This is a genomic window from Salidesulfovibrio brasiliensis JCM 12178, assembly GCF_001311825.1.
Lineage (GTDB): Bacteria > Desulfobacterota > Desulfovibrionia > Desulfovibrionales > Desulfovibrionaceae > Pseudodesulfovibrio > Pseudodesulfovibrio brasiliensis.
The window spans coordinates 1-21,068 of sequence record NZ_BBCB01000058.1; the positions used below are offsets into that span (position 1 = coordinate 1).

General features: G+C 60.6%; 21 protein-coding genes and 2 pseudogenes. 9 read left to right on the top strand and 14 right to left on the bottom strand.

What is annotated here, in order from left to right:
• The 6 genes from JCM12178_RS18740 to JCM12178_RS12520 form a co-directional block, all read left to right on the top strand.
• On the top strand, window positions 1–681 hold a 681-nt coding region (locus JCM12178_RS18740), incomplete at its 5' end, for an amidohydrolase family protein (RefSeq protein ID WP_500799076.1).
• A gap of 70 nt (window positions 682–751) precedes the next feature.
• The gene (locus JCM12178_RS18745; RefSeq protein WP_054651845.1) at window positions 752–931 is read left to right on the top strand and encodes an amidohydrolase family protein; all 180 of its coding nucleotides are present in this window, start codon (window positions 752–754) and stop codon (window positions 929–931) included.
• Window positions 918–1,850, top strand: coding sequence for a formimidoylglutamase (locus tag JCM12178_RS12505; RefSeq protein ID WP_054651847.1), 933 nt, complete (start codon window positions 918–920; stop codon window positions 1,848–1,850). The genes JCM12178_RS18745 and JCM12178_RS12505 overlap by 14 nt, the downstream gene beginning before the upstream one ends.
• A 10-nt stretch (window positions 1,851–1,860) precedes the next feature.
• Complete coding sequence (locus JCM12178_RS12510; protein ID WP_054651848.1) at window positions 1,861–3,342, top strand: HAL/PAL/TAL family ammonia-lyase; 1,482 nt, start codon at window positions 1,861–1,863, stop codon at window positions 3,340–3,342.
• Complete coding sequence (locus JCM12178_RS12515; protein ID WP_157054908.1) at window positions 3,288–3,584, top strand: hypothetical protein; 297 nt, start codon at window positions 3,288–3,290, stop codon at window positions 3,582–3,584. Before JCM12178_RS12510 ends, JCM12178_RS12515 begins: the two co-directional genes overlap by 55 nt.
• A gap of 66 nt (window positions 3,585–3,650) precedes the next feature.
• The gene (locus JCM12178_RS12520; protein ID WP_054651850.1) at window positions 3,651–4,040 is read left to right on the top strand and encodes a bacteriohemerythrin; all 390 of its coding nucleotides are present in this window, start codon (window positions 3,651–3,653) and stop codon (window positions 4,038–4,040) included.
• A 4-nt stretch (window positions 4,041–4,044) separates the two neighbouring features.
• On the opposite strand, the gene JCM12178_RS12525 is transcribed toward JCM12178_RS12520, so the two are convergent.
• Window positions 4,045–4,791, bottom strand: a complete 747-nt coding sequence (locus JCM12178_RS12525; protein ID WP_172677129.1) for a substrate-binding periplasmic protein — start codon at window positions 4,789–4,791, stop codon at window positions 4,045–4,047.
• 172 nt (window positions 4,792–4,963) lie between these two features.
• Here JCM12178_RS12525 and JCM12178_RS12530 point away from each other — a divergent pair, with 172 nt between their 5' ends.
• From JCM12178_RS12530 to JCM12178_RS12540, 3 genes are all read left to right on the top strand, one after another.
• The gene (locus JCM12178_RS12530; protein WP_174888043.1) at window positions 4,964–6,388 is read left to right on the top strand and encodes a cyclic 2,3-diphosphoglycerate synthase; all 1,425 of its coding nucleotides are present in this window, start codon (window positions 4,964–4,966) and stop codon (window positions 6,386–6,388) included.
• Between the two features lie 61 nt (window positions 6,389–6,449).
• The gene (locus JCM12178_RS12535) at window positions 6,450–6,995 is read left to right on the top strand and encodes a DUF2975 domain-containing protein (RefSeq protein ID WP_054651852.1); all 546 of its coding nucleotides are present in this window, start codon (window positions 6,450–6,452) and stop codon (window positions 6,993–6,995) included.
• A gap of 2 nt (window positions 6,996–6,997) precedes the next feature.
• Complete coding sequence (locus JCM12178_RS12540; protein ID WP_054651853.1) at window positions 6,998–7,222, top strand: helix-turn-helix domain-containing protein; 225 nt, start codon at window positions 6,998–7,000, stop codon at window positions 7,220–7,222.
• Here JCM12178_RS12540 and JCM12178_RS12545 read toward each other — a convergent pair whose 3' ends face one another.
• The 13 genes and pseudogenes from JCM12178_RS12545 to JCM12178_RS12605 form a co-directional block, all read right to left on the bottom strand.
• Window positions 7,223–8,776 carry a DUF3369 domain-containing protein gene (locus JCM12178_RS12545; RefSeq protein WP_054651854.1) on the bottom strand — a complete coding sequence of 518 codons (1,554 nt, stop codon included), beginning with the start codon at window positions 8,774–8,776 and terminating at the stop codon, window positions 7,223–7,225.
• Window positions 8,776–9,942, bottom strand: a complete 1,167-nt coding sequence (locus tag JCM12178_RS21025; protein WP_054651855.1) for an ATP-binding response regulator — start codon at window positions 9,940–9,942, stop codon at window positions 8,776–8,778. The genes JCM12178_RS12545 and JCM12178_RS21025 overlap by 1 nt, the downstream gene beginning before the upstream one ends.
• 305 nt (window positions 9,943–10,247) lie before the next feature.
• On the bottom strand, window positions 10,248–10,616 hold the full coding sequence (locus JCM12178_RS12555; protein ID WP_054651856.1) for a hypothetical protein: 369 nt from the start codon (window positions 10,614–10,616) through the stop codon (window positions 10,248–10,250).
• A gap of 190 nt (window positions 10,617–10,806) precedes the next feature.
• Window positions 10,807–10,983, bottom strand: a pseudogene (locus tag JCM12178_RS21030) (Dabb family protein); the annotation flags it as partial.
• 245 nt (window positions 10,984–11,228) lie between these two features.
• Window positions 11,229–11,411, bottom strand: a complete 183-nt coding sequence (locus JCM12178_RS12565; protein ID WP_157054909.1) for a hypothetical protein — start codon at window positions 11,409–11,411, stop codon at window positions 11,229–11,231.
• Between the two features lie 22 nt (window positions 11,412–11,433).
• Window positions 11,434–12,084 carry a methyl-accepting chemotaxis protein gene (locus JCM12178_RS12570; protein ID WP_083465928.1) on the bottom strand — a complete coding sequence of 217 codons (651 nt, stop codon included), beginning with the start codon at window positions 12,082–12,084 and terminating at the stop codon, window positions 11,434–11,436.
• Window positions 12,081–12,974: a PAS domain-containing protein gene (locus JCM12178_RS12575; RefSeq protein ID WP_054651860.1), complete on the bottom strand. Its 894-nt coding sequence runs from the start codon at window positions 12,972–12,974 to the stop codon at window positions 12,081–12,083. The genes JCM12178_RS12570 and JCM12178_RS12575 overlap by 4 nt, the downstream gene beginning before the upstream one ends.
• Before the next feature lie 217 nt (window positions 12,975–13,191).
• Window positions 13,192–15,344, bottom strand: a pseudogene (ldhH, locus tag JCM12178_RS12580) (L-lactate dehydrogenase (quinone) large subunit LdhH).
• A gap of 3 nt (window positions 15,345–15,347) precedes the next feature.
• Window positions 15,348–15,980, bottom strand: coding sequence for a LutC/YkgG family protein (locus JCM12178_RS12585; protein ID WP_054651861.1), 633 nt, complete (start codon window positions 15,978–15,980; stop codon window positions 15,348–15,350).
• Window positions 15,981–15,995: 15 nt separating this feature from the next.
• Window positions 15,996–17,204, bottom strand: a complete 1,209-nt coding sequence (locus JCM12178_RS12590; protein WP_054651862.1) for an acetate kinase — start codon at window positions 17,202–17,204, stop codon at window positions 15,996–15,998.
• 4 nt (window positions 17,205–17,208) lie between these two features.
• A complete protein-coding gene (gene pta, locus JCM12178_RS12595) occupies window positions 17,209–19,326 on the bottom strand; it encodes a phosphate acetyltransferase (RefSeq protein ID WP_054651863.1) in 2,118 nt (705 codons plus the stop codon).
• A gap of 23 nt (window positions 19,327–19,349) precedes the next feature.
• Window positions 19,350–20,636 carry a (Fe-S)-binding protein gene (locus tag JCM12178_RS12600; RefSeq protein ID WP_054651864.1) on the bottom strand — a complete coding sequence of 429 codons (1,287 nt, stop codon included), beginning with the start codon at window positions 20,634–20,636 and terminating at the stop codon, window positions 19,350–19,352.
• A gap of 10 nt (window positions 20,637–20,646) precedes the next feature.
• A partial coding sequence (locus JCM12178_RS12605; RefSeq protein WP_284690216.1) for an FAD-linked oxidase C-terminal domain-containing protein occupies window positions 20,647–21,068 on the bottom strand: 422 nt, incomplete at its 5' end.

The following is a 21,068-nucleotide window of genomic DNA, read 5'->3' on the forward strand; positions in this document are numbered from 1 at the left end:
GCGAGCTACGAGGAGATCGCGGCTTCGGGGGGGCGGCATCGCCCGCACCGTGGCCGCCACGCAGCAGGCGAGCAAGGACGAACTCAAGCAGCAGGCGCGAAAACGCTTGACCGCGCCCTCTCCCATGGCGTGACCACGCTGGAAGCCAAATCCGGGTACGGCCTCACGCCCGAAAGCGAACTCAAGATGCTTGAGGTCATCCGCGAACTGGACGCCGAGCATCCCGTGGACCTCGTGCCTACCTTTCTCGGCGCGCACGCGGTGCCCAAGGGCATGAACAAGGCCGATTACCTTGCGTCCATGCATGACTTGCTGCCCGAGGCGGCCAAGCTCGCGCGATTTTGCGACGTGTTCTGCGAGCAGGGGTACTTCTCGCCCGGGGAATCCGTCTCGCTGCTGGAGGCTGCACGCGAAAACGGCATGCTACCCAAAATGCACGCGGACCAGTTCCACTCCATCGGCTGCCTTGAGGCGGCGGTGGAGCTGGGGGCAGTCTCCGTGGATCATCTGGAGGCCATGCGCCCCGAAGACGCGGCCATGATGGCGGACACCGATATCGTCTGCGTGGCTCTGCCGGGCGTCTCACTCTTTCTGGATATCCCCTACGTTCCTGCACGGGCGCTCATCGACGCGGCTGCGCCGTGGCCGTGGCCACCGACTTCAACCCCGGCTCCAACATGACCATGAACCTGCCGCTGATGATGTCGCTCCTGTGCATGAAGACGGGAGTGAGCACCGCAGAAGCCTCATCATGGCGACACGGGGCGGGGCCGCGGCCCTGCGTCTGACGGACCGGGGCTGCATCGCCGAAGGCATGCGCGCCGACATGGCCGTGCTGGATGCGGACAAATACGAGGAACTGGTATACTTCTATGGTGAACGCCACGTCACGGCAGTCATCAAGGGAGGAAAGGTCCATGAGCAACGATGATCCGCTGAAGATTCTCAAGCCGCTGGAAATCAACTTCAACTGCCACGATCCGCACGACGTATTCGTAAAGGACGTGACCACCTTCGGGCGCGAGGGATACGCTGACGCCACCCACGTCATCATCGGCTGCCCGCAGGACCACGGCGTGCGTCGCAACTGCGGTCGCGTGGGCGCGGCCAAGGCCCCGCAGGCCATCCGCGAGCAGTTCTACCGCTACAAGCCGCCGGGTGACCTTGACGGGGTCAAGCTCTGCGACATGGGCGACATCGACACCCTCGGCGAGCTGGAGACCACCCACGAGCGGCATTACCGCGTGGTGCGAAAAATGATCGAGGACGGCAAGAAGGTGCTGGTCCTCGGCGGCGGAAACGACATTTCCTACCCCGATGTTCGCGCGCTGGCCAAAGCCGAGGGCACCGTCAACGCGGTGAACGTGGACGCGCATCTGGACATGCGCCACGCGGGTGAAGCCACTTCCGGCACGCCCTACCGCCAGCTCATCGAAGACGGACACCTCAATCCCGAGCGGTTTCACGAAGTCGCCATCCAGCAGCACGCAAATTCCCCCACCTACCTCAAGGAAGCTCGCGAGATGGGCGTTCGCATCTGCACCATCACCACAATTCGACGCCACGGCTGGCGAAACTTTCTTGAAACACTCTTCCCGGTGCTGGAAAAACGACCCTTCTTCGCCGGGCTGGACATGGACGCCATTCGCGCATCAGACGCTCCCGGCGTCAGCGCACCAAGCCCGCTTGGCCTGACAGCATGGGAGGTCATGGAGTTCGCCGCCCACGCCCGCAGGCATGACGCCCGCATTTTCGAAATAACCGAAACCAATCCCGACCTGGACATCGACGGGCGCACCGTGCGGCTTGCCGCGCGGGTAATGCTGGCGTGGCTGTTCAGGCTCTCGTAACGGAGCACGCATGACCGTCGTCATCGACCATAGAACGGAACTCACGCTGGAACAGGTCGCGGCCGTGGCACAGCAGAAAGTCAGGGTGCAGGTCGCGCCCGAGACCATCGACATGCTGGCAGAACGACGCGCGCAGGTAGAGCGGTTCGTCTCTTCGCAGAACGTTCCGGCCTACGGGTTCAACCGGGGCTTCGGCCACAACGTGGACCTCGCCGTGGACGCCCGGCACCTTGAAGACCTGCAGCGCAACCTGATCCTCTCCCACGCCGTGGGACAGGGCGACCACGCCCCGGACGAAGTGGTGCGCGCCGCCATGCTGCTGCGCGCCGCCTCGCTCTCGCGCGGGAACAGCGGCATCAGGCCGGTTCTGGTGGAAACCCTGACGGCAATGCTCAACGCCGACGTCATCCCCTTGGTGCCGGAGCTCGGTTCCGTTGGCGCGTCCGGCGACCTCGCACCGCTCTCGCACATCGCCATGGCCGTGATGGGCGAAGGGGACGTGCGCGTGAACGGCGAGACCGTCCATGCGGCAAAAGCCATGCAGGACGGAGGGATACAGCCCGTTCTGCTGGAAATGAAGGAAGGGCTTGCCCTCAACAACGGCGTGCAGTTCATGGCCGCCCTCTCGGTGCTGGCCTGTCAGCGGCTCAAGGACCTGCTGCGCGCTGCGGCAGTGAACACCTCGCTCACGGCGCAGGTCATGCTCGCGCCCGACACGTATTTTCGTCCGGATTTCCACGCCGTGCGCCCGCACCCCGGCGCGGTGCGTGTGGCCGACTGGATATGGCGGCTCATGCAGGATTCGCCCATCCGCAACTCCCACAAGGACTTCAAGGTGGACGGGCAGGTGCAGGACCCCTACAACATCCGCTGCGCCGCGCAGGTGCTCGGCACCTGCCACGACCTCGTCTCGCAGGCCGAGGCCGCGCTGCTGGTGGAAATAAACAGCGCCACCGACAACCCCATAATGCTGCCTAACGAAAACGGCGAATACACCGACATCGTCTCCGGCGGACATTTTCACGGCATGCCCGTGGCCGTGCAGGCCTACAACCTGATGCAGGCGCTCTCCATCATGACCAGCCTTTCGCATACCCGCTCGGTGCGCTTTGTGGACCCGGCCCGAAACAAGGGGCTGGGGCGCGACCTCAAGTGGCCCGGCCTGAGCGCCGGGGAACGGGCGGTCTCCAGCGGGATGATGATGCTCGAATACACGTCGGCGTCGCTCACCAACGACATATGGGGCAAGGCCATGCCCAGCCACCTTTTCAACATCTCCACCAACTCCGGGCAGGAAGACCACGTAAGCATGGGCACCACGCTGGCTGTGCGGCTGTACCGAACGCTGCCCGAAGCCGCGTCCGTTCTGGCCGTGGAGCTGGCCTATATTCTTCAGCCGTGGCAGTCCGCAAGCGGCTGGACGCCATCCCAACCGAAGTGGACCTTCCTGAATGGGTCGAGGACGAACTGGCCGACCTCAAGGAACGCATGAACGGTTCGGGCCGGGATGTCCGTTTCGACGCGGCGGTCATCCGCGAGCACCCGCTCTCCGACCACCAGAAAACGCTGAGTCCGGTCAGTGAAAAGGTCATGGATGACATCGCGGAAAAAGGGCTTTTCCCCACGGTCGAATCGGACCGCTATCTGGCCGAAGACCTCCGGCGCCTGGCCGAACACATCCTGACCGGCGGCGTGACGGATTCGGCAACACCGCTGGTTCCGCTGGACTGGTAACTGGTCATGATGCCGGATTCATGGCATACTGGCACTGAACCTTCATCGTAGCCAACGGGAGCCGACATGCCACTTCTGGAATGGACTGACCGTCTTTCAATAGGGATTAAGGGAATCGACGAACAGCACAAAACGCTCGTGAACATGATCAACAAAGCCTACGAAGCCACGTCATGGCCGGATTCACGCAAGGAATGCGCCCGCCTGCTGGAACGCATGCGCGATTACGCCATGGAGCACTTCACTGCGGAAGAATACCTCATGAAGGGAGTGGACTACCCCGATCTGGAAGCCCACAAGGCAGAACACCAGCTATTCATCGATCAACTGCTGTCCCTTACCGCTGACGGCGAAGAGGTGACACCGGAGGAAATCTTCGCATTTCTGCGAGAATGGCTGGTGACGCACATCATGGGGACCGACGCCAAGCTCAGCCCCTACTTCAAGGATTCCTGAAAGATTACTCGGGGTTGCCGAGCACGAGACGGATGTAGGAATCCTGAACGTCCTTGTAGTCGAACGTTGAGAGTCCCTTGTTGAAGAGGTCCCGCAGGCGCGCGCCTTCTTTTGTGCTCCTGAAACAAATGAAGAGTCCCTTGAGCTCCAGTATATTCTGGTTGAACTCCACATTCCCCGGATTTTCCCTGAGATACGGGTCACGGTTCATAAGATAGTCGAAGACGTTCTCATCCATGACCGCCCCGTCGATGCGGCCGCCCTGAACCTTGCGGATGTTGGTCAGGTCATCAGCCACGGGCCTGATGTCGAGCCGCCCTGAGTTCATCAGGGCGTCGAACTCCTCGGTGTTCACATATCCGGCCACCACGCCGAGGGTATGGCGGGCCAAATCCTCCAGTCTTTTCCATGCAAGAGGTTTGTCCTTACGCTGGATGATGCCGAGAGGACTGTCGCCCATGATGTTCGACATGTGGCAGATGGGAACAAGGCGCTCTGCCTTATACTCGGGCATATATCCAAAAAAACCGTCACCCTTGAGACCGGTATCAACCGCGCGCTTCCAGGGAAAGAACTGCACTTCAAGATTGAGCCCCACAGCGGCGAACGCCTTTCGTGCCACGACAACGCTCGCACCGCCCCCCGGCAATTCCTGACTGCTGTACGGGGGCCATTCAAGCGTGGAAAGCAGCACTGTATCCGCCGCAGGCGACGGCGTGGTGAACATACCGGCACAAAGTACGGTCGCCATGAGTAATGCGAAAGAGAATCGTCCCATTTTGCCCATATCAAGCGTGTAACACTATCCAAAGCCCCTCACAAGTAGAGAGGAACCAGACGCCCCCCTTCCAATGACAACTGTATTCCAGTATCGTGAAAAAACTGTTCCCCATCGAGTGCAATCACGAAACACGGAGCCACCAATGGCGCGACGAATCATCATCATGGGCGCGGCTGGACGGGACTTTCACAACTTCAACACCCTCTACAGAGGTCGCCCCGACACCAAGGTGGTCGCCTTTACCGCAACCCAGATCAACGGCATTTCCGGCAGGACCTATCCCCCGGAACTGGCTGGCACAGGGTACCCTGACGGAATACCCATCGCCACGGAATCGGAGCTGCCGGAACTCATCCGGGAGCACGAGGCGGACGCGGTTCTCTTCGCCTACTCGGACGTCACCCACGAACACGTCATGCACTGCGCCAGCATGGTTCAGGCGCAGGGAGCGGACTTCCTGCTTCCTGCGGCGAAACGGACAATGCTCGAATCGCGCAGGCCCGTGATTGCCGTGTGCGCCGTACGAACGGGCTGCGGAAAGTCGCAGACAACGCGCGAAATATGCCGCTTCCTCATGGACGATGGCGTTCGCGTGGGCGTTGTGCGCCATCCCATGCCCTACGGCGACCTTGCCGCGCAAAAGGTGCAGCGATTCGACACGCATGAGGACTTCGTCCGTCATCACTGCACCATTGAAGAGCGGGAAGAATACGAACCGCTGGTGGACATGGGCGTCACGGTCTGGGCAGGTGCCGACTATGAAGTGATTCTGCGCGAGGCAGAGAGCGAGGCGGACGTGATCCTGTGGGACGGCGGCAACAACGACACGCCGTTCTTCCGTCCGGACATTCACGTCACGCTGCTGGACCCGCACCGTCCCGGCCACGAGCTGCGTTACTATCCGGGCGAGACCAACCTGTTCATGGCCGACGTGGCGGTCATCGCCAAGACCGACACCGCCGGTCCCGAAGGCATTGAGACCGTTCGCCGCAGTATCGGCTCGCACGCCCCGGACGCAACGGTGGTCATGGCCGCATCCCCGGTGGTTCTGGACGACCCGAAAGCCGTTCGGGGCAGACGTGTCCTCGTGGTGGAAGACGGCCCCACGCTCACGCACGGCGAAATGACCTTCGGCGCAGGCTCGGTGGCAGCTCGCAATGCCGGTGCCGCCGAACGCGTGGACCCCCGCCCTCACGCCGCCGGATCCATTAAGAACGTGTTTGCCGAGTACCCGCATCTCGGCCCGGTGCTTCCGGCCATGGGCTACGGCAAAGCCCAGATCGCAGACCTTGAAGCGACCATCAACGCCTGCGAGTGCGACGCCGTGGTCATGGGCACGCCCGCGGACCTCGGGCGTATTCTGAACCTGCAAAAACCTGTTGTCCGGGCAACCTACGCGTATGCAGACGCAGGCGAACCGACTGCGGGACACGGTTCTGGATTTGCTGAACAGGCGATGCACCGGCTGGAGAAAAACCACCTGACGCAACCGCTTGATCTTTCTCATGAACGAAGAGACAGGATGAGGCGGCACACGCATGCCGCCTCTCTTTTCAACAAAAAATGATTGACAAACAATCATTCTTTGCTGTTTAACGAACCAAACGCAACAGCAAAGGATTGTATTTATGGATACGATTTCCCGGCCCAGCAGAGTGTTTTCCCTGTTCTTCCGAGTCCTGTTTTACCTCTACCCCGCCGCCATCCTCACATTGTGGATGCTGATGGAGGTTCAGGCGTCCAACAGCATGTTCAGCATTGATTTCTTTTACGAGTCGCTTGAAGGCGGACAGTATCAGGATGTTGAAATCTGGCAGCGACTGGCCTGCTTCGGGGTGTCGATGATCCCCGGCGCGGCGGTCATGTATGTGTATCACGCCCTTTCGAAGCTCTTTGGCCTCTATTCCCGAGGGACCATCTTCAGCAGCGCCAACGTTGCCTGTTACCGCGCCATCGCCTGGGGGCTGATCTTTTCGCAGGCACTGCGGATTCCCGAGCAGGCCTTGCAGACAGTGCTTTTGTCCATGAACAACCCTGCGGGCGAGCGGTTCATTTCCATCGGAATCAACGACACCAACATCACGACGGTGGTGGTCGGCATGATGATCCTCATTGTATCCCGCATTATGGATGAAGGCCGCAAGATTCAGGACGAGCAGACCCTCACGGTGTAATCATGGGCATAGTCATCAATCTGGACGTGATGCTGGCAAAGCGGAAGGTCAGCTCCAAAGAGCTGGCGGAAGCGGTGGGCATCACGCAACAGAACCTCTCAATACTCAAGCGCGGCAAGGCCAAGGCCGTGCGCTTCACGACGCTGAACGCCATCTGCGAACACCTGAACTGCCAGCCGGGAGATATTCTTGAGTTCCGACCTGACGATGCGGCCGGTGACGAGTGATCACTCGTCCGGATAGGCTTCCTGAATGAACTGGAAGTCTCCGAGGTTGACGACCAGCAGGTCGACATAATTGGGGTCGAAAAGGATTCCACGGTTATCCACGAGATGCTTCACGGCCTCTTCCATGGTCCACGCGGGCGCGTACGGACGGTCGTGGAGCACCGAGTCGAAAACATCGCAAATGGCAACCATTCGCGCCCACGGGTGGATATCGCTCCCCTTGAGCCCTTGCGGATACCCTGAGCCGTCCCACCGCTCGTGATGCTGCAGGGCCACGGTAGCGGCATCACCCAACAGCTTTCGGGACGAACCGCCAAGCAGGTCATGGCCGATGACGGGGTGCATCCGCATCAGCTCCTGCTCCGCCTCATCCAACGGCGCGTTTTTCTTGAGAATGGTATCCGAAACACCGACGTTTCCAACGTCATGCATGGCAGCGGCAAGCATGATGCGCTCCACGTCATCGTCGGAGCAGCCGGCCAGACGGCACAGCGTCCCGGCCATTTCGGAAACGCGCCGGGCATGACTGCCGTGGCTGCTCTCCCTGCGCTCCAACGCCTCGCCAAGGCGCTGCACCACCTCGCGTTTGGTGTCGATAAGCTCTCGGTTCAGGTGGACGTTGTCCACGGCCACCGAGACGTTCTGAGAAAAAACGGTGATAAGCTCTTCATTCTGCTGGTTTTCGCAGCAGCCGCTGCCTTCAAGATACAGCAGGTTCAGGTCCCGATTCTTGCCCGGAAACACCCCCACGTAATAGCTTTCCCTCACGAGACTGTGCCCGGCCTCTATGGCCTCATCCACCAGTTCGCCCACCATGGCGTCAAGGCAGTTCGACTGTTCATCATCAATGCAGCTGCAGGTCTCGAACCGGCCAATCCCGGCCATAACGCGGCAGGAATAGCGCACCCCGTCATGAAAGGCCTGCAGAAAGACAGCGTCACCGCTCATGCCGAGCGTTCCCGAGAGCTGGTTCAGAACGCCCATGGCGAGTTGGCGGATGGAACGGACGCCAAAGAGGTCCGAGGAGGCCTCGATTATCTGCCTCAGTCCGTGGCGATGTCGTTCAAGCGTCAGCATATCGCGATAGCATCGAAGCGCGGAGATCATGGAGGTATAGAGCTTCTGGGAGGTCAGCTCGGATTTTTCCTTGTAGTCGTTGATGTCGTATTCCGTGATGACCTCATGCTCGGGCGCCTGCCCCGGCTGGCCGGTCCGAAGTATGATTCTGACCAACTTGTTGCCGATCTCCTTTCGCACTGCGTGGATAACGTGCAGTCCCGCTTCGGAGCTTTCCATGACCACATCGAGCAAAATGATGGCGGTGTCGGGGTTGTCCCGCAAAACGTCCAATCCCTCCGCGCCGCTGTAGGCGGAAAGAAATTCGACCCCGCGGCCCTCGAACTCGAAATCGGACAGTACCAGCCGTGTGGCGCGGTGGACCTCGTCCTCATCGTCCATAATGAGCACCTTCCACGGACGCTTCTCGGCAGCCGGGTCTTGCTGGCAGAAAGGAATTTCATCATCGGAAAAAAGCAGCTCATCGGAACCGGACATCAGTCCTCCTCGGGATGCGGCATGACGAAGCCGACACGCAACCCGCCACGCGGACGGTTGGCGAACTCAACGTCCCAGCCATGCTCCAGCGCCACCTTGCGAACCATGCACAGGCCCATTCCGACGCCGTCGGGCTTGGTGGAAAAAAGCGGATCAAACACGTGTGGAAGATGGTTTTCCGCGATGCCGGGCCCACGGTCCAGCACCTCCACAGTCACGCCGCCGCTATCCGAAGCCATAACCACCTCAACCTCACCGCCGCCAGAAAAGTCCACGACATTGTCAAGCATGGCATCCAGCGCCATGGCGAACATGATGGAGTCGGCCTTGACCGTCACCGGCTCTACGGTCGTCTTCAACTGTATGTCCACCCCGCGCTCCTCACACTTGCTTTCAAAGCGTTTCAGGGCGACCTCTACCATGGGCAGCAAATCCACATGTTCAAAATTGGCAGGACCGCACGCTGAATAAGCATTTACCGCACCAACGACATTTTCCAGCCGACCGGACTCCTCGACAATGGATTCAAGATATTCTCGGTGCCCGTTCTGTATGGCTTCACTGCGCTTGAGCAGGTTGGCGAACCCGGCAATGGCGATCGTACGGTTTCTGATCTGGTGTGCTACGGACATGGCCAGCAGGTTCATGGCCTGACGGGCCTCGTCAACGGCAAGCAGATCGCGGTAGGAGCGAATCGCCGTGGTCACGGTGGTGAACAGCTTGGTCGAGGTCAGCTCGGTCTTCTGCTTGTAGTCGTTGATGTCGTATTCGGTGATGACTTCGCGCTCCGGAGCCTGCCCCGGCTGGCCTGTTCGCAGAATTATGCGCACCAGCCGATTCTCCGCCTCATGACGGACGTAGCGGGCCACTTCGAGCCCGGCCTGCGGATCCTCCATGACCACGTCGAGCAGGATGAGCGCGGTGTCTTCGTGTTCATCCATGAGTTCCTTGGCCTCTGCACCGGTGTAGGCGCTCAGAAACTCCAGTCTCCGGCCGTTGAACTCGAAATCGGACAGCACCAGCCGTGTGGCCTGATGCACTTCATTCTCGTCATCGACAATGAGCACCTTCCATGGATGCGGGGCCCTGAGTCCCTCGATGAGTTCTTCCTCATCGGCGAAAAGCAGCTCGTCGGCCACGTCGCGTTTCTGATCTGCTGCGGACACGCTTCCTCCATACGCTTGGCGCTTTTTCCACGCATCTCCAGATTACATGACCTCAGTCATTGGGAAAGTATTTTTTGCGCTTTTCATTTTCGTCATTACCGCCCCAAAAAACAGAGCCATTTTACCATTTTTGCGATTCTTGCACAGCCGACAGATCGAAAAATCCCTTGATGTACAACAAAAACCCTTTTGGCATCGGGATTGCTAAAGACTACATGAACACCCCCATACCTTACTCCTCCATACGAACAAGGCCCTCCCGGAGCATCCGGAAGGGCCTTGTTCATGTGACATGCATGCCATTGCTATGCGTCTATTTTCGGCGATGACCTCTGGTGGGCACGGCAAAGCCAGATGATGTTCTGGCCGCTCACGTCAAAATGCGGATTGACGTTGTGCTCACTCCCGCACACGCTGCATCTGTAGCCTTCGTGCTTGAGCGGGAAGAAGTTCATCTTGTTGAGTTTGCTGTTGAAGTTCGAGATGTGGCGGTACATCGGATGGTCCGAGTGACGCGCCGAATCCTTGGAGTTCAGTTTCCCTGTCTCGCTCACCTTGACGCTGATCGAGCGGGAACGCTTGATGGTACCCTCGCGCTTGTCGATGACAATGCGGGTCGGTTCCTCCCAGCGGCAAATGATCCGCCGCCTGTCCTGATCGTACCGTAAGGTCATAACGGTCCTCCTTGCGCCTCCCCGAAGGGAAACGTTTGGCATTGAACGTGGGGGGAACATGCAAAACGCAGGCCTTAAAGGCGCTACAGTTCGCAGTCCACCACCCGGCGCTCGCTGACCACCTTCTTGACGAAGTCACGCAGGCCACGTGCAGCGGGTGCACCTGATAGGCGTCCAGCGCTTCGCGGCTTTCGTGTTCGGAAAAGAGAACCACGTCGGTCTCGGGTGCCGAGAGGAAGACGTCCGTGGAAACCTTCAGGTTGAGCAGACCGTCGATACGGCCTTCCAACGCCTCAAGCATTTCCTTCATCTTGGCTGCGTTCGTTTTCGCGTCCGCGCCTTCAGCCTCTTCCTTCAGTTTCCACATGACGACGTGCCTGATCACTTTTCCTGCTCCTAAGGTTAGCGATTGCCGAGTCTACCTGCGGGAGTTTCCTCCCGTCACGACCGGTGCTACTGCACCAGCCCCCACATCCGAATCGGGTCCGCCGTCCCCGGCGGTCCCGGCCACCTGTTCGACCCACCGCGGTCGGCGGTCGATTGTTACTATAGTATGTCCTGCTTCTTCCGAGTAAAGGACCGGGGATGCGGGCACCCCCGGCCCGATACGTTCTACTCGCCCATGAAGGGGCAGCGGCCCTTGGCGGCGGAGCGGCTCTTGCGAGCGTCGCTCAGGATAACCGCGGGGTTGCCGCAGGCTCCGGTTTCACCGGCCGCGATGCCGTCGGCGTCCTTGGCTGCCAGGCAGCAGGGGTCACCCTTCATCATGGGGCAGGGTCTGATAGCTTTGGTCATGGTCATATTCTCCCGTCCGCTTCTAGCGCGGCTCTTCGGTCTTCATTTCGTTAATCAGTCCAACAAGGGCGGAAGCCAGTTCCGCCAACTCGTCCACGGATGATGCGGCTTGCTCCATCTCCGCATCCACACTGTCGGCGACACTGCTTACTTCAAGCGTCGCCCGGTTGATCTCCTCGCTTGCCGCGGATTGCTGTTCCGCCGCTGTGGCAATACTGCGCACCCGGTCGGAAGTTTGCTCACACTCGGCAACGATTCGATCCAGCGCCTGCCCGGACTCGGTCGCAAGTCCCGTGCTCTTTTGAACGGAACCAACGGCCCGTTCCGTGGCGCTAACGTTCTGCTGCGCACCGCTCTGGATGGCGGTGATCGCCTCGCCGACTTCCTTGGTGGCCTGCATGGTCTTTTCAGCCAGCTTGCGCACCTCGTCGGCGACAACTGCGAAGCCGCGTCCGGCCTCGCCTGCACGAGCCGCCTCGATGGCGGCGTTAAGGGCCAGCAGGTTGGTCTGGTCGGCAATGTCCTCAATAACTTCAAGGACCTTGCCGATGTCCTCGGCCTGTGAGCCGAGGGAGACCATGGACTGCTTGAGGGATTCGGCATCGGACTGGACTTCGTGAATGGACGAGACAACCTCGGCCACTATGCCTGATCCGCTCCTGGCCTCACTCATAGCCGCGTCGCGAATTCGGCCGCAGCATGGGCATGCTGCGCCACCTCGCCCACCGTGGCGTTCATTTCCTCCATCGCCGTAGCGGTTTCGGAGGTACGGGCCTGCTGTTCAGCCGCACCCTCGCGGGCGCTGGCAACAGCCCGGGAAAGCTGCTGCGCCGCTGCGGCCAAACGGTCCGAAATTTCATGCGCTTCAAAGGCGGCCTTGCCCAGACATTCGTTCTGGTGCGTGATCTGCGCCTCGCGCTCTTTCAGCTCGGTCATGTCCAGGTACAGGCACATGCCGCCGACCACCTGACCGTCCAGATCATCCAGCGGGCTCAGGTTGGCCAGAACCGGGACGTCACGACCGTCATCGGCCTTGAACACGGCGTCGATGTTGTGGCGCTTCCTGTTGTTGTCCATGCACCACTTGATGAGCGCTTCGCGGTCGTCCTTGTAAAAGACCTGAGAAAGATTGCGGCCGTAATACTCCTTGGGGTCGCGGTCCAGCGCCATCATCTGCAAACACTCATGGTTCAGGAACGTGATGTGTTGGTCCGGGTCCACGGTGGCACAGGGCAACGGCAACCCGTTGAGCACTGCATGCAGATATCCGGTGGTCCCGCGAAGCTTCTCTTGCACTGCGTCCATGGTTCCGGCCAGACCGTCAAGGGCCTCCGGCTTGAGACCATGCCGTGCATCGAGGTCGCCTTCGGAAATCTTAACGGCCCACTCCTTGAGCTCGGCCGCAGGGACGGCATACAGCTTTCTTGCGGCAAAGGCCGCTCCTGCAGTCAGCAGAAGGAATCCTCCGAGTACCGCACCAAGTGCACTGTAATCCGTTGTCAATGCCGCTCCTGCCGCGGCAACGGCGGTGCAGCCGAGGGCATACGCCCCCCCGAGTTTCATACCAGTCCCCATAACTCCCCCATTTTCTGTCTCAGCGTTACATTGTGTCCCAGCCACTGAAACCCATCTCCGTCCGACCAGACATAAGGAAATTTATAGTGGGCTCCCCGCGGGGGGGCGGGGAGCCCGACACAGGCCCAATCGGAGGAAGCGTGGCGTTGCTTCGAGGGATTGCGGTCCAACCGTACGGGCCTGGTGTCTCTATGGTTTATGTCCGCTACTTCTTCTTGGCGTCGGCAAGCGCCTCGGCCACGTGGCGTACGCGGACCTTGGAACCACGCTGCTTCAGGCCGCCGCGAAGCTGCATGATGCAACCCGGGCAGTCGGTCAGCAGGACGCCGGCTCCGGTTGCCTCGACATTGTCGAGCTTCTTCTTGAGCAGTTCGGAAGAGAGTTCGGGGAACTTCATGGAGAAGGTTCCGCCGAAGCCGCAGCAGACTTCTTCCTCGTTGCATTCAACGTATTCCAGCCCGGCCTTTTCGATGAGCTGGCGCGGGGCCTCGTGCACGTCCAGACCACGGCAGAGGTGGCAGGGAGCGTGGTAGGTGGCCTTCTCGCCGGAACCGGAGAACTCTCCGGCCTCGACGCCCAGCACGTCGTTGGCAAAGGAGCTGAAGTCGATGATCTTGTCGGCAAAGGCGTTAGCCTGCGCGGAAAGGCGCGGGTTCTTTTCGACAAGCTTCTTGTAGTTGTGCTTCAGGTGCGCGGCACAGGAGGCGCACATGGTGATGATGTATTCACAGTCGGTGTTCTCGAAGGCGCGCATGTTCTGGATGGCAACATCCTGAGCGGTCTTCTTCTCACCCATCATCATGAGCGGCAGGCCGCAGCAGGACTGATCCATGGGGAACTCGGCGGCAACGCCGTGATCGCCCAGCAGCTTGGCACAGGCTTCCATCTGCTCGGGGTAGACGAAGTCCTGAACGCAGCCGGAGAACAGCGCGACCTTGTGCTTCGGAGCGCTCACGCGCGGCTTGACCTCTTCCCAACGGTCGCGGAAGGAGTGGTCGGCCACGGAAGGCAGCGCACGGAAGCCTGATCCTTGGCGAACATCATGGGCAGGTGCCGCAGGTAGCCTTCGCCGTCGGCAACGGCCGGGCGGGCGAACTTGGCAGCCTTGAGCAGGCCGTGGAAGAGCTTGCGGTTCTTCATGACCTTGCCCAGCAGGATGCTCGGCAGCGCGTGGCCGTCTTCGTCCTGAATCCGGGCATGGATTTCCTTGATGAGGCCCGGCAGATCAATGCCGCCCGCGCAGATGTCCTTGCAGGCTTCGCAGTTGATGCAGTTCTGGACGAGGTTCTTGGCCTTTTCCTTCCCGTGGAAGAAGTAGGTCAGGATGAGGCCGATGGCGCCGATGTAGATGTGCCCCATCTTGTGGCCGCCCACGAGGCGGTAGACGGGACAGACGTTGGCGCAGGCACCGCAGCGCACGCAGCGCAGGACCTCACCGAAGACCGGATCCTTGGCCATTTCCAGACGGCCGTTGTCAAGGAATACGAAGTGCATTTCCTTCTTGCCGTCCTCGGCGGAGGCACACTCGTTGCGACCGGTGATCCAGGTCACGTAGGAGGTGATTGCCTGACCGGTGGCGTTGCGCGGCAGAACCTTGAGGATCTTCAGCGCGTCGTCAAGGCTCGGCACCAGCTTGTCCAGTCCCATGAGGGCGACGTGGACGCGCGGCAGGGTGCTGACGAGGCGGGCGTTGCCTTCGTTGGTGACGAGGCCGATGGAGCCGGTCTCGGCGATGGCGAAGTTGGCGCCGGTGACGCCCATGTCGGCTTCGACGTACTTGCGGCGAAGCTCGCGGCGGGCGACCTTGACGAGTTTATCAATGTCGGACTGCTGTTCCTTGCCGGTCACCTGAGAGAAGAGGTCCTTCACCTGATGACGGGAAAGGTGGATGGCGGGCATGACCATGTGGGTCGGGCCTTCGTGACGCAGCTGGATGATCCATTCACCGAGGTCGGTTTCCGTCACTTCCAGCCCCTCGTCTTCGAGGAGATGGTTCAGCAGCGTTTCCTCGGCAGTCATGGACTTGGACTTGACCACCGTCTTGCAGTCGGACTTCTTGGCGATGTCCGCGATGATGCGGTTGGCTTCGTCCGCGTCCTTGGCCAGATGCACGTGGGCACCGGCGGCTTCGGCGGTCTTCTTGAACTCTTCGTAGAGTTCCTCGATCCGCGATGCGGCGGCGTCCTTGGCACAGGCGACGTCGTCGATCAGCTGCGGAAGGTCGAAGTCCTTGAAGGCGTTGGCGCGCCCGGCCTTGTAGGCCACGGCGAAGTTGTCAAGCGTCGTGCGCAGGAACTCATTGTCCAACGATTCCTTGAGCTCCTCGCGGTATTCCTTGAGATCTTTGGCGTTCTGCATGATCTAACCCTCCAGGAGCAGGATATGAAGTTCAAGCGGACCGTGGACGCCAAGGGCCAGCACGCGCTCGATGTCTGCCGTACGGCTGGCACCGGTGATGAACGCGTGGTAGTCGGCTTCCTTGCCCATTTCCTTCTTCAGGTAGTCGGAAACGGCAAAGGCGTCGGCCATGATGTCGGACTTCTTGAGCACGGCGACATGAATCTCGGCCAGCATGGTGGCGATGCGAACTTCTTCCTTGCAGGAGTTCAGCACCAGCGAACCGGTTTCGGCGATACCGAGATTCACGCGGGTAAACCCGATGTCGATGCCGCCGAGGTTCTCACGCATGCCCTTGGCGATACAGTTGAACCCTTTGTCGTCGGACAGCTTCTTGAGCTGGTCGAACTGCTTCTTGGGCAGTTCCGGGGCACAAATCGTTTTCTGGGCTATGGTCTCACAGAGAGCCTCCGCTCCACCGGAAAGGTTCTCTTCACAGCCAGAAAGCAGCAGCTGGCAGGCTTCCTTGCTGTCGCAAAGCTCAACAGCGTACTGCAGGGCGGCGTCCATGTCCGCGACCTCGGCGACCGTGGCTGAAACCAGCTCGGCCTTGGTGCGGAAAAGGTCCACCATTTCCTTGTCGATATTCTTGGTCATGCTCCTCTCCCAAGTTTATTCACCGACCACGGCGAGCGTGTCGCGCGCAATGGCCAGTTCCTCGTTAGTCGGGACGACCCAGACCTGCACGCGGCTAGCGTCAGTGCTGATCTTCATGGGCTCGGAAGCGCGGGCATCGTTTGCCTTCTCGTCAATCTCCACTCCGAGGGGCTCCAGCCCTTCGAGAGACTTCTGGCGAACGATGGCGTCGTTCTCCCCAATCCCGGCGGTAAAGACGATAGCGTCCACACGGCCAAGCACGGCCATGTAGGAGCCAATATATTTCTTGTTGCGGTAGGTCTGGACGGCAAGGGCCATTTCAGCGCGCTTGTCGCCCTTCTCCACTGCCGCGTGGATGTCGCGCATGTCGTTCATGCCGCACATGCCCTTCAGTCCGGATTCCTTGTTCAGCAGGGTGTCCACTTCTTCGAGGCCCATGCCCTTGTTGCGGCCCAGGAAGGCGTGCAGCGCGGGGTCCAGATCGCCGGAGCGGGTGCCCATGACGAGACCTTCCAGCGGGGTCAGGCCCATGGAGGTGTCTACGGCCTTGCCGTTCTTGGTGGCGGTCATGGAACAGCCGTTTCCGAGGTGCACCGTGATGATGTTGGCCTCTTCGGGCTTCTTGCCGATCAGGGCCGCGGTCTCCTTGGCCACAAAGCGGTGGGAAGTGCCGTGGAAACCGTAACGGCGCACGCGCATCTCCTCGTACAGGGAGTACGGCAGCGCGTACATGTACGCATGCTCGGGGATGGACTGATGGTAGGCGGTGTCGAACACGGCCACATGCGGCACGTCGGCGAAGAGTTCGCGGGCGACGGTAATGCCGTCAAGGTTGGCCGGGTTGTGCAGCGGCGCCAGCGGGACCATCTTTTCGATGCCCTTGATGACGGCGTCGTTGATGAGGATCGGCTGATGGAATTCCTCACCGCCGTGAACCACGCGGTGTCCAACCGCGCCGATCTCGGACTTGTCCTTGCACACGCCCTTCTCGCCGCCGCAGATGAGGTCGATGAACAGGCTCATGCCAGCGGTGTGGTCGGCGATGTATTCCTTGACCACGACCTTTTCGGCGTTATCGGAGTCAGGGTTGATCTTGTGGGTCAGGACACCCTCTTCCTCACCGATGCGTTCGACCACACCGGAACACAGGACAGACTCGTCCTCCATGTTGAACAGCTGGTATTTGATGGAAGAGCTTCCGGAATTTATGACGAGCGTTTTCATTATCTTAGTTTCCCTTTTCTGCCTGCGCCTGAACGGCGGTGATGGCGACGGTGTTCACGATATCGGCGACGGTGCAGCCGCGGGACAGGTCATTGACGGGCTTGTTCAGACCCTGCAGGACCGGGCCGATGGCCACGGCACCTGCGGCGCGCTGGACAGCCTTGTAGGTGTTGTTGCCCGCGTTGAGGTCGGGGAACACAAACACGCTGGCCTGTCCGGCCACGCTGCTGTCGGGCATCTTGGTGCGGGCCACTTCCGGGTCGATGGCCGCGTCGTACTGAAGCGGTCCTTCGAGCGGGAGGTTCAGGCCGCGCTCCACGATAAGGCCCTTGGCGATTTCCGTGGCTTCGAGCACCTTTTCCACGTCAGCGCCGGAGCCGGAAGCACCGGTGGAGTAGCTGAGCATGGCCACCTTGGGATCGATACCGAAGATGCGGGCGGTTTCCGCGGAGGAAAGCGCGATTTCCGCAAGCTGCTGTGCCGTGGGGTTCGGGTTCACGGCGCAGTCGCCGAAGACCAGAACACGGTCCTTCAGGCACATGAGGAACACGCTGGACACAATGGACGCGCCCGGCTTGGTCTTCACGAATTCGAACGCGGGACGGATGGTGTGGGCGGTGGTATTCACCGAGCCGGAGACCATGCCGTCGGCAACGCCCTTGTAGACCATCATGGTGCCGTAATAGGTCGGGTCGGCCATGCGGTCACGAGCCACGTCTTCGTGAATACCCTTGTGCTTCCTGAGCTCGATGTAGGTGTCCATGTAGCCCTGGAAGGCGTCGGAGTTCACCGGATCGATGATCTCGGCACCGTCGATGTTCACGCCGAAGTCGGATGCCTTGGTGCGAATCTCGTCCACATTGCCCAGCAGGATCATGTCCGCCACGCCGCGGCGCAGCAGAATGTCGGTGGCACGCAGGACGCGCTCGCCGGAACCTTCGGGCAGGACGATGCGCTGACGGTTGGAGGAAGCCTTCTCCACCAGACCGTACTCAAACATCTTGGGCGTAACCTTGGAGGACTGTCTGGAGATAACGCGCTCGCGCAGTTCGGCGACGTTGACGTGAGAGTCGAATGCGCCGAGTGCCGAGGATATCTTCTTCACGTCGCCCGGCTCGATGCGGCCGTAGAGCTCGCCGAGCTTCTGGGTGACCTGATAGGTGTGCCCTTCAACGGAAAGCACGGGCAGCGGTACGCCGGTCCAGCCTTCGATGAGGCGATGGACGCTGGAGGACGGCTGCAGGCCGCCGGTAAGCACGATACCGGCGATATCGGGGTACGACGAGGACAGCCTGGAAGCGAGGCTGGACAGGATGATGTCCGAGCGGTCGCCAGGAGTGATGATCAGGCTGCCCTCGTCGATGTAGTTCAGGAAGTTCCCTATATGCATCGCCGCGATGAGGTAGTTGTCCACGAGGGTGTCGAGCCGTCCGTGACCGTAGAGCACCTTGGCATCAAGCCAGGAGCTCACGTCGTTGATGGACGGGTTGCCGAGGGATTCGTCCTCGGGCACCACGTAGACCAGCAGGGGCTGTTCGCATCGCACGCCGCAGGTGATGCGCTCGGCCACGGCGGACGGGTCGTCCACCTGAGCGCGGTTGACCACCGTGCAGACCACGTCGAGGCCCTTTTCTTCCAGAGCGTCGATGGTGGACTGGGTGATGCCGACGACTTCGTCAGCATCCTTCTTGCGGCCCGAGGATACCACGAGGACCGGTGCGCCGATGTTGGCGGCGATCTCGGCGTTGGTGTCGAATTCGAACGCCGGGTCCTTGCCCTGGAAGTCGGTGCCTTCGCACAGCACGAAGTCGTACTCGGCTTCGAGCTTCTTGTACTTGTTGAGGATGTTTTCGAGCATCAGGGCCTGCTGGCCGTTGTTGATGAGCTCGCGCGCTTCACTCAGGGTGTAGGCGTAGGTGTCCTCGTAAGGCACTTCCAGATTGAATTCGCTCAGGATCAGATTGATGTCGTGATCCTGAACGCCTTCCGGCCAGTCATTGATGACCGGACGGAAAATGGCGGGTTTCCGGACGTTGCGCAGAAGCATCTGCATGACGCCCAGCACGATTGCGGACTTGCCGCTTCGTTCCTCGGTGGCGGTGACGTATAGGTTCTTGGACATTGAGTCAGTACCTTGGCTGTTGGTTATCGGGGCAGCCCGTCAGCGTACAGCTCGATCACATGGCTGACGTGCACTCCTGCCTCGCGGCGGGAGAGCATATCAGTGATCTGCAGCATGCATGCAGGGCAGCTAGTGGCCACTTCGCCGGCGCCCGATGCGACGATGTTGTCGGCCTTGCGGTTCCCGATTTTCTTGGACAGCTCGTAATGGTTGAGGTTGAAACTGCCGCCGCATCCGCAACAAGAGGCCGCTTCGGGCATCTCTTTGAGACTGCACCCTTTGGAGGCGTTGAGCAAGGTGCGGGGCTGAGAAGTAACGCCGAGAGAGTTACGCAGGTGACAGGGGTCGTGGTAGGTGACGCTCTTGCCGGTCACCTCGGACGCTTCCACACCCATGACATCCACGAGGAACTGGCTGATGTCCATGGTCCGGTCGGCAATCTTCTGAATGTCGAACTTGTCGCCGGCATAGCCGCCGTACATGGACGGCCAGAGTTCCTTGATGGTGGCCGTGCAGGTCGCACAGGGGGTCACCAGATAATCGAACTCACCCTCCTTGAAGATGTCCACGTTGGCCTTCACCAGCTTGTCGAAGGTGTCGGTGTCGCCGGAGGACAGCGCCGGAATGCCACAGCATGCCTGGCCCTTGGGCATGTACACGCCACAGCCGTGGTGATTGAGCGCCTTGAGGGTGGCCTCGCCAACCTGCGGGAAGATCTTGTCCACGACACAGCCGGGGAACACGGCAACACGGGGCGCATCGCCACGCGGAGCGGACTCCATTTCCGGCACGGTCTTGTGCAGGGGCTTCTTGGCCAGTCCCTTGAAGTGGCGGTCACCGATGACCGGCGCATTGAACCGGGCGCAGGAGCTGCCGAGCAGCTCGTCGGCCTGCTTGGTGAACAGGCCCTGGAACTTCGCGCCCATGTTCAGGAGGGAGTTGAACAGTTTGGGGTTGGACAGCATACCCTTGAAGATGGCCTTCTTCACGGGGGACAGACCGAGGTATCCGGTCATGATCGCCCTGGCCTTCAGGAAGATGTCCGAGACCTTGACGCCGCTGGGACAGTTGGCGGCACAGGTGCCGCACAGCAGACAGCGGTTCAGGCGCTCGTTCACGCCGTCCGGGTCGTTGATCATTTCCGAGGCAAGGCCGTCGAGCAGTGCCAGCTTTCCGCGAGCCACGTCGTATTCACGACCGGTCTGCGCGAAGAGCGGGCACACCGCCTGGCACATGCCACAGCGCATGCAGTTGACGAGCTGGTCATCCAGCTCCTTGAGCATTTCAGCTAACTTATGAATGTCTGCCATTGTATGCCCCCTACCCGATGATCTTGCCGGGATTCAGGATGCCCTTCGGGTCGAGCACGGACTTCATGCGACGAGCGTAATCAAGGGTGCCCTTGGAGGTCTCGTTGATCATGAACTTGGACTTGGCCATTCCGATGCCGTGTTCGCCGGACAGGGTTCCGCCCATGGCGAGCGCGCGCTCGAAGATTTCGTCGATGGCTTCTTCCACGCGCTCCCATTCCTTCTTGTCACGCTTGTCGGTGAGGATGGTCGGGTGCAGGTTTCCGTCACCGGCGTGACCGAAGGTGCCGATGGTCAGGTCGTACTTCTTGCTGATGTCTTCCAGCGCGGCGATCATGTTCGGAATCTGGGAACGGGGCACGGTGGCGTCTTCAAGCACGCAGGTGGGCTTGAGCTTGGCCAGCGCGGGCAGCGCGTCGCGGCGGGCCTGCC

What these genes read in the sequence shown, in the direction of transcription:
- JCM12178_RS18745 (WP_054651845.1), top strand. Translation starts at nt 752, where the DNA reads ATGGCGACACGGGGCGGGGCCGCGGCCCTGCGTCTGACGGACCGGGGC.
- JCM12178_RS12540 (WP_054651853.1), top strand. Translation starts at nt 6,998, where the DNA reads ATGGGCATAGTCATCAATCTGGACGTGATGCTGGCAAAGCGGAAGGTC.
- JCM12178_RS12530 (WP_174888043.1), top strand. Translation starts at nt 4,964, where the DNA reads ATGGCGCGACGAATCATCATCATGGGCGCGGCTGGACGGGACTTTCAC.
- JCM12178_RS12520 (WP_054651850.1), top strand. Translation starts at nt 3,651, where the DNA reads ATGCCACTTCTGGAATGGACTGACCGTCTTTCAATAGGGATTAAGGGA.
- JCM12178_RS12510 (WP_054651848.1), top strand. Translation starts at nt 1,861, where the DNA reads ATGACCGTCGTCATCGACCATAGAACGGAACTCACGCTGGAACAGGTC.
- pta (WP_054651863.1), bottom strand. Translation starts at nt 19,326, where the DNA reads ATGTCCAAGAACCTATACGTCACCGCCACCGAGGAACGAAGCGGCAAG.
- JCM12178_RS12525 (WP_172677129.1), bottom strand. Translation starts at nt 4,791, where the DNA reads ATGGCGACCGTACTTTGTGCCGGTATGTTCACCACGCCGTCGCCTGCG.
- JCM12178_RS12505 (WP_054651847.1), top strand. Translation starts at nt 918, where the DNA reads ATGAGCAACGATGATCCGCTGAAGATTCTCAAGCCGCTGGAAATCAAC.
- JCM12178_RS12570 (WP_083465928.1), bottom strand. Translation starts at nt 12,084, where the DNA reads ATGAGTGAGGCCAGGAGCGGATCAGGCATAGTGGCCGAGGTTGTCTCG.
- JCM12178_RS12555 (WP_054651856.1), bottom strand. Translation starts at nt 10,616, where the DNA reads ATGACCTTACGGTACGATCAGGACAGGCGGCGGATCATTTGCCGCTGG.
- JCM12178_RS12585 (WP_054651861.1), bottom strand. Translation starts at nt 15,980, where the DNA reads ATGACCAAGAATATCGACAAGGAAATGGTGGACCTTTTCCGCACCAAG.
- JCM12178_RS12590 (WP_054651862.1), bottom strand. Translation starts at nt 17,204, where the DNA reads ATGAAAACGCTCGTCATAAATTCCGGAAGCTCTTCCATCAAATACCAG.
- JCM12178_RS12535 (WP_054651852.1), top strand. Translation starts at nt 6,450, where the DNA reads ATGGATACGATTTCCCGGCCCAGCAGAGTGTTTTCCCTGTTCTTCCGA.
- JCM12178_RS12600 (WP_054651864.1), bottom strand. Translation starts at nt 20,636, where the DNA reads ATGGCAGACATTCATAAGTTAGCTGAAATGCTCAAGGAGCTGGATGAC.
- JCM12178_RS12575 (WP_054651860.1), bottom strand. Translation starts at nt 12,974, where the DNA reads ATGAAACTCGGGGGGGCGTATGCCCTCGGCTGCACCGCCGTTGCCGCG.
- JCM12178_RS12545 (WP_054651854.1), bottom strand. Translation starts at nt 8,776, where the DNA reads ATGTCCGGTTCCGATGAGCTGCTTTTTTCCGATGATGAAATTCCTTTC.
- JCM12178_RS12565 (WP_157054909.1), bottom strand. Translation starts at nt 11,411, where the DNA reads ATGACCAAAGCTATCAGACCCTGCCCCATGATGAAGGGTGACCCCTGC.